We start from the raw sequence: 15,196 nt of genomic DNA on the forward strand, positions 1-15,196 counted from the left end.
TGACTGGAGCACCGCTATGAGGACAGACGTCACTTTTGTCAGCGCCGGCCTGAAGCTCGCCGGACACCTCTACACCCCCGACGATCAGGCCCGCGACCCGCACCCCGCCATCGTTGTCGGTCATCCCGGCAGCGGTGTGAAGGAGCAGGCCGCCGGCCTCTACGCGCAGCGCCTGGCCGCGCAGGGCTTCGTCACCCTCGCGTTCGACGCCGCCTACCAGGGCGAGAGCGAGGGCACGCCGCGCGGCCTCGAGGACCCGGCCCACCGGGTGGAGGACATCAAGGCCGCGGTGTCGTTCCTCGCCACCCGCGACGAGGTCGACCCCGATCGCATCGGGGCGCTGGGCATCTGCGCCTCCGGCGGATACGTGCTCCCCGCCGCCGCTACCGACCACCGCGTCAAGGCCATTGGCACCGTCAGCGCCGTTGACATCGCCCGCCAGTTCCGCCTGGGCGCCGACGGCACCCAGGACCCCGCCGTCATCCAGGGCATGCTCGCCGCGGCCGCGGCCGCGCGTACCGCCGAGGCCCGCGGAGAGGGCGTCCAGAGCTTCCAGCTCTTCCCCGACACCGCCGAACAGGCCCGCGCCCTGGGCGGCCAGCACGGTTTCGAGGGCTTCGAGTACTACCGCACCGACCGCGCCCAGCACCCGCGTTCGGCGAAGTTCCTCACCTGGTCCAGCGTCGACCACCTCGCCTTCTTCGACGCCTTCCGCTGCGTCGACCTGATCGCGCCGCGCCCGCTGCTCATGATCGCCGGACGTGAAGCGGTGACCTCCTGGATGAGCGTCGAGGCGTTCCAGAACGCTCACAGTCCCAACAAGGAACTGCACTGGATCGACGGCGCCAGCCACGTCGACCTCTACGACAAAGACGAGTACGTCACGCCCGCCATCGCCAAGCTGACCGACTTCTTCGGAACCCACCTGACCGCAACCAAGTAGACGACCAGCTCCCGCTCGGGGCGCCACGGGCCAAGTGCCGAGCAGGCCGGCCCGGGAGGATCCTGTCGGATCCGTCGGAGGGCATGCGGTACTCGTACCTGGAGCAGCTGCGCCCGGCCGTCGACGCGGACCGCGGGTCCCGCGATGAGGAACGCGTCCTCGCACCGCTGGTCCGATCCGCGACTCGCCTGCTTCAGGGCAAGGAGTGGGAGGCGGTCCGCGAGGACGTGCCCCATGGGCCGGAATCTGTGTCACCAGCCCTGCACGGATCCGCTGAACACCGCACGCGTTCACCCATGCGGGTAAACGCGTGCGGAAGGGCGCCGGTTTGCCCGCTCGGGCTGCGGGTTCTCGATACGTCGCCCGAGCGGAGCGCGTCGGTTCACGCGCGACGGCGTGCCCACCAGATGCTGAATGCGGTCACCGCCGTCGTCGCGGCGAGGAGCACCGCGGTCGTGGCCCACTGCATGGGCCAGAAATGGGAGGCGGGGTGGTACTGGGCCCACACGCCCACGACGTCGTGCGCCTTGAGGCAGTCGGCGGAGGCTTCGGTGAAGTCGCCGCAGGCACCGGAGGTGAAGTGGTCTCCCGAGGAGGTGAGGTAGCCGGAGTCGACGTTCCAGGAGCTGTAGGACTTGTTGGGCAGGTCCATGGGCCATGCGTGCGGGGTGTAGAGGCCCAGCGGAGTGGGCGAGCCGTAGAAGTCGGCGGTGAACTGGTGGGCGGTGGCCTCGCGGGCGGGCCACAGGTGAGGCCGCAGGAGGTTGAGGCCGACCCAGCCGACGACGCTGACCGTGCAGGTGATGGCCATGGCCGCCACGGTGCGGCGCAAGACCATCCCGATCGCCGCACCGGTGACCAGAGCGAGCACGGAGAGCGCAGCGGGAACCACGCCGACGTTGGTGAACGGCGGCGACTGGTACCAGTACATCCCTGTCAGCAGGGTGTCCGCCGGCCGCCACCACCAGGTGTAGAGCGCAGAGAGGAGACCGGTCCCGATGAGCGTGACCAGAGCGGGGACGCCGAGCTTGAACGCGATCCAGCGTGTGCGGCTGACCGACTGCGAGCGCGACAGGGCGTACGTGCCGTTCTCCAGTTCGCGGGAGAGCAGCGGGCCGCCGAGGAAGACGCCGATGACGAGGGGGACGAAGGAGATCAGCAGGCCGGTGTAGTGCATCAGGTTGTAGAAGTGGCCCCGGAAGGCGTTCACCCCCTCGCACCGGGACTCGGGGGACTGGTAGACGCAGCCGGCCAGGTGGTGGGCTTCGATGTAGGCGACCATGTCGGACCGCTGCGTGATGACGAAGGCAGCGAACGCGGCGAGCAGGAGGAGGCCGGTCCAGAAGGCGGACCGGTGCTGGCGCCAGGTCAGCCAGGCGAGCCCGGACAGGTGCGGGCCACCACGGCGTATGCCTGCTGCGGGGACGGCCTGGGTGGCGGTCATGCGGCGTCCTCACTCGCGCCGGTCCGCGCGCTGGGGGTGAGCAGGGGTTCGATGTCAGGGGCGCGCAGATAGGCGATCAGCAGCTCTTCCAGGCTCGGTTCGTGGTGGGCCCACTGGCCCGCCACCGGACCTCGTGGGCGGATCAGGGCGGTGAGCTGGTGTCCCGTCGTGTCCGTCGATACGACGGTGTGCGGTGCAAGTTCGGAGGGAAGGCCCTCACCCTGGTGACGGCCCATGAGCAGTGTGTGGGCGCCGAGGATGACGTCGACCTCACCGGCGAGCCGCACCCGGCCGCCGGTGACCGTGACGAGGTAGTCGCACACGTGGTCCATCTCGGAGACCAAGTGCGTTGACATCAGCACCGTGGTGCCGTGCTCGGCCACCTCGCTCATCAGTGCAGCGGTGATCTCGTGGCGGACGAGGGGATCCAGGTCCGACATCGGCTCGTCCAGCAACAGGAGCCGGGGTCTCTTGCCGAAGGCGAGGGCCAGTGCGACGCGCGTGCGCTGTCCGCCGGAGAGGGTGCCGACCTTGGCGTGGAGCGATATGTCGCCCTGGCGTACCAGCCGCTCCGCTTTCGCCTGGTCCCACCCGGGGTTCAGTTCCCGGCCCGCCCTCAGCATCTCCTCCACGGTGAAACCGGGGTAGAGCGGCTTCCTCTGCCCCACGAACGCCACGCGGCTGCGGCTGGCCGGCGTCTTCGGGGAGTCCCCGAAGACGCGGAGCCGTCCGCAGGTGGGTTCCAGCAGGTCGGCGGCCAAGGACAGCAGAGTCGTCTTGCCCGCGCCGTTCGGGCCCACCAGAGCGCAGATCCGTCCGGCGGGCAGCCGGAAGTCGCAGTCGCGCAGCGCCCAGTTCCGGCGGAACCGGCGTCCCAGCCCCCGAGCTTCGAGCGCCGGCGTCTCCTCGTTCTCCGCGGCGGTCCGGTGCGGTGCGGGATCTGTGCGGGAGCCTTGGTGTAGGGGGTTGTTCACCCTGCGTCCTCCGTACTCGTGTGCTGCATGTCGTTCGTTTCCCCGCTTGCCGGGATGTCCCGTGCCGACGGAGAAGCCTCCTGTTCCGGCGTCGGCGCCTGCGGAGAGGCGCCGTACTCCTCGATGAGGGCCGTGAACAGGGCTGTCACGTCGTCTCTGTCGAGGCCGGCCGCGTGAGCGTCCTGCAGCCACTCACGCAGTCCCCCGCTCAGGGAGGAACTGGAAGCTGTCTCCGGCCGTGAGAGCGACCGGACGACGAAGGTCCCCGCTCCCCGCCGTGACTCGACGAGCCCTTCGTGCTCCAGCTCCCGGTAGGCCTTGTGCACGGTGTTGGGATTGATCGCGGTGGTGGCCACCACCTCCCGCGCCGTGGGCAACCGGCTCCCCGGGACCAACACGCCCAACCGCATCGCCTGCTTGGTCTGCTGGACGATCTGCATGTAGGCCGTCACGCCGCTGCGTCGGTCGATGCGGTACCGCATCACAGAAAACACCTTCTACTAGTGAACTAGTAGAATGAGTCTGGCGACTGATCCGCACGGATGTCAAACCCCCCTGTTGCCAGGGGCAGCCATGCGTGACCAGTAGCAGCCGGCTCGTGCCTGCCTCTGCACTCGCGCGCACAACACCGCAGTCCCGCCACGATCAACGGCGCAGGAACGTGACCATGCGCGGGCCCCACAAGCTGACGCTCGGCGTCGATCCACGAGCAGCCCGGAGTCCCGTGCGACTCCCCCTCCAGCCTCCGGCCAGTTCACACCCGCCAGAGCGAAACCGACCAGGAGCGCCACTCTCACCCCTCGGACGCCACAAGTGATCTCAGCCAGGAGGACGCGTCGGACAACCCTTTTAAGGGTTCCCGAGGCGCCCCTCTCGCTATCGGCCAGCCCGGACTGCGCCCTATTCCCCGCCGGGTGTCCGAAATGCATCCGTCCGCCCCTATGGCTCGGACACGGAGGGCAATACCTGGCGCACATGCTCACGATTCCACCCACCCGAACGGCCAGAATTTGATCCAGATTCGACCCGGATTCACCCCCGCCAGTTTGTTTAGCTAGAACACAGAGGCTCTGACCTGCAGAAATGCGGGGCGACGGACGAGTTGAGCTATACGCCAGATTCTGTCACACCAATATCCCCAATCGGCCCCCGACGCGATGTTCCGACGCTCCCGAGCAATATTGGGGATCACGAGGATCAGGCAGGCAAGAGACTCGAATCAGTTCAGCAGTGGATGAATGGAAATCAGCCGGAGAGACGCTTGACCTTTGTTCGAACCCGATCACCGCTGATACGCCATCTCCATTCGGGTCGCTGGAGGCTGGCTAAACCGATCTTCACTCGACCGATTGAGAAAACGATGAGCCAGAACCGTCGGCTGATCTTCGCGCAGTCTGATGCTGGTGCGCCTTGCGGCCTTCCCGCCCTGCATTCCGGACCTGGCCTGGCTACCGCACCGGCGAACTGTGAGCTCCGGCCTGCGTGCATCGCAAGAGACCCCTACCGCCACGAACAAGGGGCAGCCCGTCATGCCAGGCGCCGCGAGACAGCGCCAAGTGGCCCCACAAGCTGACGCAGGGAGCAGAACGGTCCAACCACCCTCGGCCCCAGCCTCCTCAGCGTCCACCAATCATTCATTCACAGCCGCAGAAGCGGCAGGTCAGAAGCACCCTTGCCTGCCGTCCCGCTCTCCTGCCCCTATACAGAGGACCCTCGCTGGCGCACATCCGCTACGCTGTCCCTGGTTGCTCGTTGGTGCATCGCGTTGTCCGCTCAGGTGACCCTGCGGAGGGCGTCGCACCACGTCTGACCAGCGGGCTTGTGATCCTCGCCGAAGATCCACTTCCTGGATTTTCTCCAAGGTTTTCCACAAGCCCCCGCCTTCGTAGCTCAGGGGATAGAGCACCGCTCTCCTAAAGCGGGTGTCGCAGGTTCGAATCCTGCCGGGGGCACACTGCCTGACCAGGCAATATGTATCGAACAGGCCCCTCGGAGTGATCTCCGAGGGGCCTGTTTCGTGGCTGGTGGGGACAAGGTGGGGACACGGCGTGTGTGCCGTATGTGTGCTGCCTCCGGCCGCAGGCCGGCGACGGTCCGGCTATGCGGCGGGCGCCTCGTCTGCGGCTTCGGGTGCGGCCTCTGCTGGGCCGACCATGGGATGGACTTCCGCTCCCGACGCATCGCTGGAGTGAGGCGCTGCAGGAGCCGGGAACGCCGTGGGCTCGGCGGCCGGTACGAGCTGAGGGCCTTGCGGCGCGCCGTCCACGGCCTGCTCATCCTGCTGGGCTGCCTTGCGCGGGACGAGCGCCACGGGCGCGTCCGCAGCCTCCACCTCGAGCTGTGGGAGAACGCTGGTGTAGGTGTCGGCGGTGAGCTTGAACGAGGAGTGCCCGAGCAGGACCTGAATGGCCTTCATGTGGACGCCGGCCGCCAGGGACAGCGTCGCAGCGCAGTGGCGCAGGTCGTGAAGCCGGATCGGCGGCAGGCCCAGCTTCTGGACGAGCCGGTTGAAGACCTGGGAGAGGTACTCCGGGTGGTACGGGCGGCCGTCCTCCCAGGTGAAGACGCGACCGGAGTCGACATACGGCCCGTACTTCTTCGGCTCCTTGCGGTGCTTCTTCTCCCACTCCGCGCGTTCGGCCTGCTGACGTCGCCGCCAGAACTTCAGGAGCTCGTGGGTCTGGCTGTCGAGCCGGACGGTGCGGGCGCCGCTGTCGCTCTTCGGGGTGTCCTCCCAGACGTCGTAAGAGGCAGCGACGAGCTGCTCACTGATGTGGACGGTGCCGGCGGTCATGTCGGTCTCACGCCAGGGCAGGCCACAGGACTCACCGCGCCGGGTACCCCGGAAGACCATGAGATGGAACATCGGGTAGAGCCGGTGCTCGGCGACGCCGTCGAGGAAGGCGCCGGTCTGCTCGGCCGTCCAGACCATGACCGGTCCCGGCTTCTCCCCTGTCTCGCGCCAGCGCGCGACGCGCTCGTCGGTCCACACGAGTGGCTTGGGCGGGGTGTACTTCGGCAGGACGAGGTGCTGGGCCCAGTTCTCGCTGATGAGCTTCTCGGTGTTCTTGGCGTAGTCGAGCGCGGCGCTGAGCTCGTTCTTCATCTTGAGCTGCACGCCGGGGCCGGTGATGTACCGGGGCTTGCGGCGGGCCTCGCGGAGCCTCTCCTTGGCCGTGGTCCAGCGCTGCCGCAGTTCGGGCGGGCGCGGCTTCGCGGCCTGCTTCCAGGCGCGGTGGGCGGCCTCGCACTCCAGCCTGGCGACCTCGGCGGCGTCCGCGTTGGCGGCGTGCTGCTCGTTGTCGCGCCAGATCTGCTGAAACATTTCCTGGATGTGCCGGGTGCGCAGGTCGCGCATCTTGATGTGGCCGAGGTTCGGGATGAAGACCCGGTGGATGTGGTCTTCGTAGGTCTTCCAGGTGGACCGCTTGAGGTCGACGCGCTTGGCGAACCAGCGGAGCAGGAACTGCTCGACCGTCTCGTCCGAGAGCACGTCGACGCCGTCCTGGGCCTTGTCCCAGATCTCCTGGGCTGCCTCCTCGGCCTTCTTCTTGGTAAGGAACCCGCCCTTGCGTGGTCGACGCCGCTCTCCCTTGGGCCCCGGCGGAAGTTCGACGTAGTAGTACCAGCTGCCGTGGTCCCTCTTGCCGAGGTCGGGGCACTCTGCGCCGAGCTCTCTCGTCTTCGGTCTGTTCTTGGCGTCGAGGACGGGAGAGCCGTCCTCGCCTGTGACGAGTTCCTTGCAGCCACAGCGCCTGTAGACCGAGCCCTTGAACACATCCCCTCCTACATGTCGCGTGAGCAGCCACGATTCGGTGATCATATGTGGAGACATACGCAGGATCTCTCAACTAGCGGATGCCAGATGGATCCGCCCGCCCAGAATCCGATCCTGGAAATCACGACTGACCGTGCGGCCGCCGAACGAAGCCACACACCACATGTGTGGCAGCAGACACCGCATCGCCGCACTCAATGGCTTCGAGCACGATCTTGTTCGGCCGCCCGGAGAGAACATAGACTCCATCGGCACTTCCTGGGAGGCGCGGGGGCAGAACAGGAGAGTCTGAGCATGCGAGATCGAAACGATCCGGCCACCGAGAACACCGCGGTGGTGGTGCGTCCATGACGCGGGACGAGGTTCTGGCGCTACCCGTAACGGTCGACGTACTGACGGCCGGCAGGGCGTTCGGCTTCAGCCGGAACACCACATACGAGTTGATCAGGTCCGGCGAGTTCCCCGTACCGGTGCACCCGTACGGCAAGGGCAAGCGCAGGGTGCTGACCTCCGAGCTGTGGGAAGCGCTGGGGGTTCGGCCGTAGAGGGAGGCGGCACACCGCACGCCTCGTCCACCCTTTCGACATCCGGCACCGCACGGCCTCCGCCGCGCCGACCACCAATCGGCACATGCCAGAACGCTCGAACTTCCCAGTAGCCCGATCTCCCCGCTGTACAGTCCGCCGTGCGGCGGCTGAACCGGGTTCACAACCAGCACCACATGTCAGGGTGACAATGCTGCGTTTTGGCATACCCTGTCCGGGGAAGCAGGGGGACTCGGGCTGGAGAGAACATGAGGGCCTATGGCCACGAGACGGACGGTGTCACCGCCGTCCCGGATGAGGCCGCCTGGCTGGCGGCGGCCGCGAAGCGTCTTCTCGAAGAGAGGAGGACGCTCGCGGAGACCGCGGACTGGATGACGGAGAACGCGGGTCCGACGGTGTCGGGGCGCTCCTGGTCTCCGACGACACTGCGTCGCCGCCTCCTGAATCCGGCGATCGCCGGCCTCAGGGAGAACGCGGAGGGTGAGCTGGTCGCGGGTCCGGCCGAGCCGCTGGTCGACCGCGAGACGTTCGACGCCCTACGGGTTCTGTTCGAGGAGAACAGGAAGGGCCAGGGCACCAAGCCCAGGCACGTTCACTATCTCTCCGGCGGCACGGCGACGTGCGCCCTGTGCAAGCAACCGCTGACGCCCAGGTCCACGGCGAACGGCGGGCGGGGGTACGTCTGCGAGAGTGAAGGCTGCGGCAAGGTACGTATCTCCGCTGAGCCGCTGGACGAGTACGTGGGGGAACGTGTCGTCGCCCGGCTGGCCGGCCCGAAGCAGCTCAAGCGCCTCGCCGCGATCCGTGACCGGTTCGCGGCGGAGGCCCGTCAGGGTGAGGGCTTCCTGGAGGAACTTGGAGGTCACAAGGAGGAGTTGGCGAAGGCGTTCGGCGCCAGGGAGCTGAACCTCAGTGAGTTCAGGGCGGCGAAGGCCGCCCTCGAGAACCGCCGTGGAGAGGCGATGGCCGCCGTACGTCGAGGCAAGGCCCTCGATGAGCTGCCGGAGTTGACCCCCCAGGGCATCGAGACCTGGTGGAACGAGACAGCAGGCCGCCAGCAGCGCCGGAGCCTGGTCCAACTCACCGTACGGGAGGTGCGTGTGGGCCCGGCGACGGTGCGCGGTTCGCGGAAGTTCGACGAGACCCGGTTCGACATCTTCTGGCGGTGACGCCCGCTCCCGCGGGCGGCGTTCGGCCGGCCGCGGGAGACCTGCTCAGGTCAGCCAGGTGAAGACGCCGCCCGCCACGAGGCTGCCGAGTGCCGCACCGGCGACTACCTGGCCCAGGGTGTGGTCCCGCAGGGCGACCCGTGACCAGCCGATGAGCGCGACCAGTGGGAAGGCAGCCGTCCACCAGAGACCGACTCCCACGGTCAGGATCGCGACGGCCCCGGCCGAGACCGAGGTGTGCACGCTGATCTTCCAGAACGCCGTCACCGGCAGGATGGCTCCGAGCGTGGCCAGCATCGCCACGACCAGGGCGGTCATCTGCGCGGGCGCGTCGAGGACCACCATGGCGGCGATGGCGACGCCGACCGACGACATGATCACGGGTATGAGATGCAGGCGCCGCTCACGCTGGCCCACGTGACGGTCCTGCCAGCGTCCGACGCGGATCCCGTACTTGATGTACGCCATGGGAATCACTGCGGCGAACACGATGGCGTGGACGGCCCAGGCCAACCCGACGACTACGTCGTCCTGGGCCGCCCCGAGCACGAGGCACACGGCGAGGATGACGTTCTTCGGCTCCAGGCCGTCGGTGACGGTTCGGGCGGCACGGTTCTCAGCGGCGCGGTCTTCGGCTGTGGGCATCGTGGTCATGTGAGGTTCCTGATGGCGAGGCGGGCTTCGAGGGCATCCATGAGTGGGGAGTGGTAGTACTTGGCGACGCGTGTGAGCCAGGCCGCGTTGACGTCCAGGTCGTCGCCCACGGTCAGGAGCGGCGAGGTCGGGGAGCTGTCAGCGCGGGGCTCGTCGTCGGCGCGGCCGCGGCGGCCGGTCCGCAGGCACAGCGCCTGAGCCGCGGCCTCGGCGTCGCCGCCTTCCAACCCGTGGGCGAGGGCCGCTTCCAGGGCTCGCGAAGGCAGGTCCGCCGCGATCCAGGGAAGGACCTCGAGGGCGGAGTCATTGATGTCGAGCACCCGTTGGTCCAGCCGTTCCCACAGGCCACGCAGGCTGTACCGGTCGCGGGACGGGGACGGAGCCTCCGCGAGGACACGGGCGATGGCCTCGGCGGGCAGAACGGAGACCAGCTCCAGCCACAGGGATCGCAGTGCGATCAGCCAACGCCGACGCCGCACCACACGCGTGACGTTCTCCCAGCCTCGGACCGACACGCCGGCCAGGATCAGCCCGATGGCGACGACCTGGACGAGGCTCGCGACATCGTCGGCCGCCTCAGCGGACATGGGATAGGCGATGTCGGCCAGCCCGTAGAGCAGGTAGCTGCCCCGGAAGAGGGAGTAGCCGACCCCGGTCCAGCAGCCGAGGGACATCAGGTACATGCACGCGCTGAACATCCGCTGACCGGAACGCCGTGCCGCCCGGGCGGCGACCATGCACAGAGCGCCGGAGAAGGTCAGGGCCACGGCCATGGTGCCCAGGTAGGCGGCCAGGTACACGGTCCCGGCCAGATCGCCCGACTGCGCCACGACGAAGTTGCGGTCGCCGTCGGCCTCGACGACCGAGGGCCTGGCGAAGGGGAACGTCGCGACGGCACCGGCGACGGCGAGGATCGCGGTGATGGTGCGCGGCCACGCGGTCGTCAGTCTCCGCCACCATCGATGGCGCACGCCGTCGGCCGCGATGGAATCCACCCAGCGCCACAGCAGGACGGAACTGAGGATGACCGCCAGGTGTTTGACCAGGACCGAAATGTCGGTGATCCCCGACCACCGGGTGACGGCGCGTTCGACGTGGCTCAGGCGTAGTGTCGCCCCGAGCGCGAGCAGCGCCAGGACCGTCCACAGCTCCCGCTGCCCGCGAGCGCTTCTGAGATAGCCGACGCGCCACAGGCACCAGGCCCACAGGGGCACGATGGTGCACAGGGCCATGACGTCGTCTCTGATCATGTGAGGGTTTCCAGCTGTCGGTCAGAGGCTGCGGTGCAGCCGGTCCAGCAGGGGGTCGGCGTGCCGACGGGAGCTGTGCGTCGCGGCACGCTGCCGAAGAAGGACGGCGAAGGACTCGGCCTCGTCCTCGCGCTCGGTGTACAGCGGATCGCGGTGGCGACCCGGGGAGCGCGTACGGACTCCCAGGAGATCACCGTCGAGGAACGCCGGGGAGAGCCAGGTGAACGTCACCGACTCCGCGGACTCGACGACGGGCTCGGGCGGCTTCTCGCCGACGGGTACGAGAGGCAGCGGAGGATGGCCCAGAAGCTGGTGGCCCAGCTCGTGAGCGTACGTGTGCACGGCGTGAGCACCGGCCGCTTCGGGCGCCACCCAGATGTGGTCCGCGTCGTCCGTCGGCCACCACATACCGCACGGGCGCTGGAGGCCCGGCGGGAACGGTTCCCGGTGCAGGACCAGGGGCCGGCCGTGGTGATCGACGGCGGCCCGGTGCAGTGTGTCGATGGTCAACGGGTGCGGTACGGGGAAGCCGTCGAGTGCTTCCACACAGCGGCGGCGCAGGGCAGGTCTCAGCACGGCCGGGCGACACCGCCCGCGGTCGTCGGTAAGAGGGGGCTCATCACTGGAGGATTCCGGGGGTCGGCGTTCAGTCCTGGCGCTTCTGCATCTTCTGCAGGCTGGAGATGAACTCCATGGCGAGCTTCAGTCCACGGGAGTCGAGCCGTCGGGCGCTGCGCGCCAGCATCCGTATGTCGTCGGCTTCCTTCGCCACCTCGCGGTCCACCTTCTCCGTGTGTTTCCGGCGCGCTTCGAGCAACTTGACCGCCTCGGCGGCGACGGCCTCGTGAGTGTGGGTGCCGTCCTTGAAGGCGTCGAGCGGCACCTGGAAGAAGGCGGCGAGGTGCGCGACCCTGTCGAACGACGGCTGCGGGCCACCGGGTGTACGCAGCTTGCGGATCGTCTCGTCGGAGATCACGCGCCTGCCGGCACGTTGGTTGATGGCGGCCGCGACTTCGGAGTTGGTGTACTCCACGCCGTTGCGCGCCGCCGCCGCCGCTTCGAAAAGCAGGTTCAGCATCCGGGCGCTGAACGACCACTCGTCCACGGCCGTGCCGTCGGGCGGCGTCATGCGCATCTCCTCTGCCGACCAGTCCGCGGGCCACGCGGCAGCCGGTGACCACATATCTTTGGCCGATCAAGACTCAACAACCCAAAGATCCTTGACAGTTCGTGAAGGGCATGTGTTGGATCCGTAGCGTAATTGAGCGGTTGTGCTCATGCCAGGAACACCGGACGCCCACCCTCCACTTCCGGACACCCGGCACGACAGGCCGGCCGCCCCACCCCCACGACGTTTGCCACCAGAGGGGCCCTCGATGCGAGCCGCCGACAACTCGCCCACACGGCCAACCGGCCCACCCCGCGCCATCAACCCCACCCGAAGCATGCGCGAACCAGGCGGGCGCGGCAACACGAGCACCGGATCACAGAGGGACACCACAGGCGACCGAGAGGACGACATGGAGCGGCACGACCCGTTGGAGACGGCGGGGGCGCGCGGCGAGGCAGGGCCCAGCGAGGCGCCAGAAGTCGCCCCGGGGAGCGAGGGCTGGCGGGACATGGAGATCTGGAAGGTGCTCATCGGTGCCGACATCGAGTTGAACCCGGAACCCCTCCCTTCTACATATGTCGAGACGGAAGACTGATTCCCTCGCCCCACAGACACATACATTGATAGATTTAACTTGACGCTCACGATCGTTTGATAATAGTATTTAGCTATCACCTCACAGGAACCCATCCTGCGAGACCGGAAGTGCGAGGAGTCGACGAAATGAGCGTCACCGAGGCGAACATCGAGGTCATGGCGATCCCGCTCGCGGACATCGAGCCCAACCCGGACCAGCCCCGCAAGTTCTTCGACGAGGCCAAGCTGGAGGAGCTCGCGGCCCAGTTCCGCTCGGTTGGCCAGCTCCAGCCGATCGTGGTCCGGCCGGACGGCGACAAGTTCCAGATCGTGATGGGAGAGCGCCGCTGGCGCGCGATGCACCTCGTGGAGGGCGCCACCACCATCGAGGCCAAGGTCGTCAGCAGCGTCGACGACGAGCAGGCGTTCGTGATGGGCATCTCCGAGAACATCGGCCGGGCGGACATGACGCTGATGGAGGAGGCGCAGGCGTACGCGGACCTGGTCGGGTTCGGCTATCAGGCAGAGCGCATCGCGGAGATGTTCGGCAAGACCACCGACTACGTGCGGTGGCGGATGGACCTGCTGAACCTCACCACGGACATCGCGGAGCTGGTGGCCGAGGGGAAGATCAAGGCGGACTTCGCCTGGTACCTCTCCAAGCTCACGCCGGCGAACCAGAAGGTGGCGGTCACCCGGTACATGAAGGGCGACTTCAGGACGGAGACGGACGCCTCCACCTTCGCGCAGGCCCTGCGGATGAAGGAGAACCAGGAGGGCTTCTTCTCCGAGAGGGAACTGTCGGACAAGGAGAAGGAGGACAAGGCCAAGGAGCGCAAGCAGGCCAAGGGCAGGGTGGACCAGGTCGAGCGGGCCGGGACCCTGCTCGAGGAGCTGACGAAGATGACGCCGTCGGAACTGGCGGACCTGTTCGAGGGCGAGGTCGGCAAGCAGTTGGACGCGGTGGAGCGGGTGCGCAAGGCGGCGGCCGAGGCGGTGAAGAAGCTGCGGAAGGCGAAGGCGATGTCGGAGGCCAAGCAGCTGACGGTGCGGCCGGAGCTGGAGGTCGAGCCGGAGGCCGAGGAGGTTGAGGGCGACGAGGTCGAGGGCGAGGAGGAGCCGAGCGAGGCCGAGCTCGCCGAGGTGGCGACCGAGGAGCCCTCGGAGGCGGAGCTCGAGGCTGCCGCCTGAGCTGTCGCCCGAGCGCGTGCGTTACAGCCGGGACCCTGGGGCGGGTCCCGGCTGTTTCGTATCGGCGAGCACTGGAGGCGGCGCGTACGGGATGGGGCGGTCGTGGGGGGCGAGTGGGGCAGTAGGCGAAGCCCACGATGATAAATTAATATTGACACGCTGCTTCGCTTGACGATAGAATGATATTGCCGAAAGTCGGCACCGCGAGAACTGAACGAGCGCGTCGCGGGTGCGCGGAACGATCCGGCGGCCGGCCAGGGAGGCAGCTCCCCGGTCGGCCGCCGACTTGCAGTGACGCCCCTCGGGACGCGCGGAAAGGTGGGCGACATGGAAGTCGTCGTCAAGGAGGGCGGGTGCCTGGACCCGGATCAGGCGGCCGGCCTCCTGGCAAGAGGCGTGCTGACGCCAGGGTGCGGATGGTTGGTGGCCGCACTGGGCACGGTGATCCCCTGCCGGTCGTGCGGGCGGCACCTGCGGGTAGTCGCCGTGCCGGGACCCGGGAGAGACACCGTGGCGGTGGACAGCGAGGGGCGTCTCGTGTTCGGCTCCGGCAGCGTCGCCCGGGACTCGCTCGGTGTGCGGTTGTGTGACGCCTGCTTCGAGTCGGCCGGGTGGGAGAACACCCACAGCGACGAGGGTCATGAGGAGAAGCCGGACCCGGACTGCCCGCTGTGCGGTGCGCCGGAACCGGCGCGAAGGAGGAATGTGTTCGAGCTGTTCACTCACAGGTACCAGGACTTCGAGCCGTCGATGGGGGTGCCGGTGCGCGTCACACTGGGCGCGCCGCGTTGGACGCTGCCGTACACGCTGGAGCACCAGGTGCGGGAGGCGGCGCCGAGTCGGGAGTACTTCGGGTCGGCCCGGCCCGTGTACGAGGCGGCGTATCTGGCCCAACTCGATCGGTACGGCGTGGAGTTCTTCGCGTCACGGTTCCAGGAGATCGCGGTGGCGACCGGGGACCTGCGGCTGGTCCTCCTGTGCTTCGAGGACCTGTCGGAGCCGGAGCAGTGGTGTCACCGGCGGATGTTCGCCGCCTGGTGGCAGGAGAGGACCGGAGGCAAGGTGAGGGAACTGGGACCACTGGGACCCGAGTACGAGCAGGGGACGTTGCTGTGAGCGAGGAGCGCGGGCCCAACTGGGCCGAGATGAGGCGGGAGGACTTCGAGGCCGCGCATCGACCGAAGCCGGCGCCGCCGGGCCAGATGGAGTTGTTCGAGCCCGGGCCGGCCAGAGCGAAGGCAAAGCAGCGCTCTCCGGAGGGATGTTCGATGGGGACGTTGAGCCTGTTGGACCTCCTGACACCGGAGCCGTAATGCCAGCTGCCCGAGTCTGACGAACCATGTGATGGGTGCCGCACCGCACCCATCACATGTGTTGTGACAGTGTTCCGTCTGGTAGCGTTCGATGTGGCGGGGCGATCTTCCCGATCGGGCCTCGCCGCGCGCCGGTAGTGCATTTGGCAGCACGCCCCGCCCCCGGTGGGGAGGAGCTCGTTCGAGTCGGGCCCGGCGCTCGAGGACGCGTCCGCACAGGCACGTGGTGCGGAGCCGACCAGCCAAGG

General features: G+C 68.0%; 13 protein-coding genes, 2 tRNA genes and 1 pseudogene. 8 read left to right on the top strand and 8 right to left on the bottom strand.

The window, feature by feature from the left end; all coding sequences use genetic code 11:
* The first annotated feature begins 16 nt into the window (after positions 1-16).
* On the top strand, positions 17-943 hold the full coding sequence (locus IE263_RS11005; protein ID WP_189934869.1) for an alpha/beta hydrolase: 927 nt from the start codon (positions 17-19) through the stop codon (positions 941-943).
* 382 nt (positions 944-1,325) lie between these two features.
* On the opposite strand, the gene IE263_RS11010 is transcribed toward IE263_RS11005, so the two are convergent.
* The 3 genes and pseudogenes from IE263_RS11010 to IE263_RS11020 form a co-directional block, all read right to left on the bottom strand.
* On the bottom strand, positions 1,326-2,387 hold the full coding sequence (locus tag IE263_RS11010) for an ABC-2 membrane transporter-related protein (protein ID WP_189934871.1): 1,062 nt from the start codon (positions 2,385-2,387) through the stop codon (positions 1,326-1,328).
* 425 nt (positions 2,388-2,812) lie between these two features.
* Positions 2,813-3,361 (bottom strand): annotated as a pseudogene (locus tag IE263_RS50320) (ATP-binding cassette domain-containing protein); the annotation flags it as partial.
* Complete coding sequence (locus IE263_RS11020) at positions 3,358-3,846, bottom strand: GntR family transcriptional regulator (protein ID WP_189934875.1); 489 nt, start codon at positions 3,844-3,846, stop codon at positions 3,358-3,360. The pseudogene IE263_RS50320 and the gene IE263_RS11020, both read right to left, overlap by 4 nt.
* 1,394 nt (positions 3,847-5,240) lie before the next feature.
* On the opposite strand from IE263_RS11020, the gene IE263_RS11025 reads away from it, so the two are divergent.
* A tRNA-Arg gene (locus IE263_RS11025) sits at positions 5,241-5,313 on the top strand.
* A gap of 146 nt (positions 5,314-5,459) precedes the next feature.
* Here the strand turns inward: IE263_RS11025 and IE263_RS11030 are convergent.
* Complete coding sequence (locus IE263_RS11030) at positions 5,460-7,139, bottom strand: site-specific integrase (protein ID WP_189934877.1); 1,680 nt, start codon at positions 7,137-7,139, stop codon at positions 5,460-5,462.
* A 347-nt stretch (positions 7,140-7,486) separates the two neighbouring features.
* Here IE263_RS11030 and IE263_RS11035 point away from each other — a divergent pair, with 347 nt between their 5' ends.
* Both IE263_RS11035 and IE263_RS11040 read left to right on the top strand, forming a co-directional pair.
* Positions 7,487-7,684: a helix-turn-helix transcriptional regulator gene (locus IE263_RS11035; protein ID WP_189934879.1), complete on the top strand. Its 198-nt coding sequence runs from the start codon at positions 7,487-7,489 to the stop codon at positions 7,682-7,684.
* A 248-nt stretch (positions 7,685-7,932) separates the two neighbouring features.
* A complete protein-coding gene (locus IE263_RS11040; protein ID WP_189934882.1) occupies positions 7,933-8,853 on the top strand; it encodes a recombinase family protein in 921 nt (306 codons plus the stop codon).
* A 45-nt stretch (positions 8,854-8,898) separates the two neighbouring features.
* Here the strand turns inward: IE263_RS11040 and IE263_RS11045 are convergent, their stop codons facing one another.
* The 4 genes from IE263_RS11045 to IE263_RS11060 form a co-directional block, all read right to left on the bottom strand.
* Positions 8,899-9,507: a phosphatase PAP2 family protein gene (locus IE263_RS11045; RefSeq protein WP_229910901.1), complete on the bottom strand. Its 609-nt coding sequence runs from the start codon at positions 9,505-9,507 to the stop codon at positions 8,899-8,901.
* Entirely contained in the window at positions 9,504-10,757 is a 1,254-nt protein-coding gene (locus IE263_RS11050) for a DUF6545 domain-containing protein (RefSeq protein WP_189934883.1), read from the bottom strand. Before IE263_RS11050 ends, IE263_RS11045 begins: the two co-directional genes overlap by 4 nt.
* A 21-nt stretch (positions 10,758-10,778) precedes the next feature.
* Complete coding sequence (locus IE263_RS11055) at positions 10,779-11,333, bottom strand: hypothetical protein (protein ID WP_189934885.1); 555 nt, start codon at positions 11,331-11,333, stop codon at positions 10,779-10,781.
* 70 nt (positions 11,334-11,403) lie between these two features.
* Entirely contained in the window at positions 11,404-11,886 is a 483-nt protein-coding gene (locus tag IE263_RS11060; protein ID WP_189934887.1) for a hypothetical protein, read from the bottom strand.
* 391 nt (positions 11,887-12,277) lie between these two features.
* Between IE263_RS11060 and IE263_RS11065 the strand changes: the two genes are divergently transcribed.
* The 4 genes from IE263_RS11065 to IE263_RS11080 all read left to right on the top strand — a co-directional run bounded on the left by IE263_RS11065 (position 12,278) and on the right by IE263_RS11080 (position 15,148).
* Positions 12,278-12,463: a hypothetical protein gene (locus tag IE263_RS11065; RefSeq protein WP_189934889.1), complete on the top strand. Its 186-nt coding sequence runs from the start codon at positions 12,278-12,280 to the stop codon at positions 12,461-12,463.
* Positions 12,464-12,591: 128 nt separating this feature from the next.
* Complete coding sequence (locus IE263_RS11070; RefSeq protein ID WP_189934891.1) at positions 12,592-13,635, top strand: ParB/RepB/Spo0J family partition protein; 1,044 nt, start codon at positions 12,592-12,594, stop codon at positions 13,633-13,635.
* A 510-nt stretch (positions 13,636-14,145) separates the two neighbouring features.
* A complete protein-coding gene (locus tag IE263_RS11075) occupies positions 14,146-14,751 on the top strand; it encodes a hypothetical protein (RefSeq protein WP_189934894.1) in 606 nt (201 codons plus the stop codon).
* A gap of 325 nt (positions 14,752-15,076) precedes the next feature.
* Positions 15,077-15,148 (top strand) — tRNA-Gly (locus IE263_RS11080).
* The last annotated feature ends 48 nt before the right edge of the window (positions 15,149-15,196 follow it).

The sequence above is a fragment of the Streptomyces aurantiogriseus genome (assembly GCF_014649375.1).
Lineage (GTDB): Bacteria > Actinomycetota > Actinomycetes > Streptomycetales > Streptomycetaceae > Streptomyces > Streptomyces aurantiogriseus.

Bases quoted from the DNA above. Each gene is read 5' to 3' on its own strand.
- IE263_RS11035 (WP_189934879.1), top strand. From the start codon at position 7,487: ATGACGCGGGACGAGGTTCTGGCGCTACCCGTAACGGTCGACGTACTG.
- IE263_RS11060 (WP_189934887.1), bottom strand. From the start codon at position 11,886: ATGACGCCGCCCGACGGCACGGCCGTGGACGAGTGGTCGTTCAGCGCC.
- IE263_RS11040 (WP_189934882.1), top strand. From the start codon at position 7,933: ATGAGGGCCTATGGCCACGAGACGGACGGTGTCACCGCCGTCCCGGAT.
- IE263_RS11010 (WP_189934871.1), bottom strand. From the start codon at position 2,387: ATGACCGCCACCCAGGCCGTCCCCGCAGCAGGCATACGCCGTGGTGGC.
- IE263_RS11050 (WP_189934883.1), bottom strand. From the start codon at position 10,757: ATGATCAGAGACGACGTCATGGCCCTGTGCACCATCGTGCCCCTGTGG.
- IE263_RS11045 (WP_229910901.1), bottom strand. From the start codon at position 9,507: ATGACCACGATGCCCACAGCCGAAGACCGCGCCGCTGAGAACCGTGCC.
- IE263_RS11065 (WP_189934889.1), top strand. From the start codon at position 12,278: ATGGAGCGGCACGACCCGTTGGAGACGGCGGGGGCGCGCGGCGAGGCA.
- IE263_RS11005 (WP_189934869.1), top strand. From the start codon at position 17: ATGAGGACAGACGTCACTTTTGTCAGCGCCGGCCTGAAGCTCGCCGGA.
- IE263_RS11070 (WP_189934891.1), top strand. From the start codon at position 12,592: ATGAGCGTCACCGAGGCGAACATCGAGGTCATGGCGATCCCGCTCGCG.